A 1,285-nucleotide genomic window follows, 5' to 3' on the forward strand; every position below is an offset into this window, starting at 1 on the left:
AGAGGTGGTTCGGTTCGTTTGAACAGTTTCGAGCCGTTTCGTAAGTGGATTTCCCGCTCGGTTATGCCGCCACCGGGATTGGTGACGACGGGTTGAGATATGCCTGATCGGGCGTCTGCCCGTCCAGCGATGAGTGTGGCCGCCTGCCGTTGTAGAACGTCAGATACCGGCCCAGGCTTTCGCGGGCTGCCGATACGCTGTCGTAGGCACGCAGATAGACTTCCTCGTATTTGATCGTCCGCCAGAGCCGTTCGACGAAGACGTTGTCCCGCCACGCGCCCTTGCCGTCCATGCTGATCTGGATGCCCGCATCCTTCAGGGTCTTGATGAAGTCGATGGATGTGAACTGGCTACCCTGGTCCGTGTTCATGACCTCGGGTTTGCCGTGGCGGCGCATGGCGTCTTTCAAAGCCTCAATGCACGGTCCGGTTTCCAGCGTCGTCGACAATCGCCAGGCCAGAACTTTCCGGCTGAACCAATCCAGCACGGCGACCAGATAGACGAACCCGCGCGCCATTGGGATGTAGGTAATGTCCATCGCCCAGACCTGGTTCGGCCGCGTTACTACCAGCTTTCTCCGAAGGTATGGAAAGATCTTGTGGCCGGGTGCCGGTTTCGACGTGTTCGGCTTGCGATACAAGGCCTGAAGGCCCATCCGCTTCATGCAAGTGGCCACATGCAAGCGCCCGGCGGCAAAGCCTTCCTGGCGAAGAAGGCCCTTCATCATCCGGCTGCCCGCAAACGGATAGTCCATGTGCAATTCGTCGATCCGGCGCATCAGCCTGAGGTCATCTTCGCAGACCGGACGCGGTTCATAGTACAAACTGCCCCGGCTGATCCCGAGCAGATCGGCCTGACGCGTGAGGCTCAGCTTGTGATCGCGGTTGGTCATTTCTTTGCGCTCCCCAACAGACCGGCATTGGCGAGCGCTTCTCCCAAAAAATCATTTTCCAGCGTCAGCTGGCCAATCTTCGCGTGCAACGATTTCACGTCGATCTCAGGTTCCTTCGACGCCTTCGGCTTGTCATCGAAAACGTCCGCCACGCCATCGAGAAGCTGATCCTTCCACTGCTTGATCTGGTTTGGATGCACATCGAACTGCGTCGCCAGTTCACTCATCGTCTTGTCGCCCTTCAAAGCCGCCAACGCGACTTTCGCCTTGAATGCAGGGCTGTGGTTCCGTCTCGGTCGTCTTGCCATCTTAGCTCCTTCTTCCCGGCACGCTGCCGGATCAGGAGCGGAAAATCCACCTAACTCAACTGTTCAGATTCCTCAGGCCACCTCT

General features: G+C 58.1%; 1 protein-coding gene. It reads right to left on the minus strand.

Features of this window, described 5'->3' with window-relative positions; genetic code table 11:
* Window positions 1–61 precede the first annotated feature (61 nt).
* Window positions 62–1,200, minus strand: a protein-coding gene (locus tag GOW16_RS22595; RefSeq protein WP_170419819.1) for an IS3 family transposase whose coding sequence is annotated in 2 segments (ribosomal slippage) — window positions 62–936 and window positions 936–1,200 — 1,140 coding nt in all. Because the reading frame shifts where the segments join, the coding sequence is not laid out codon by codon here.
* Window positions 1,201–1,285: the final 85 nt, after the last annotated feature.

This window comes from Ruegeria atlantica (assembly GCF_013033965.1).
Classification (GTDB): Bacteria; Pseudomonadota; Alphaproteobacteria; order Rhodobacterales; family Rhodobacteraceae; genus Ruegeria; species Ruegeria atlantica_D.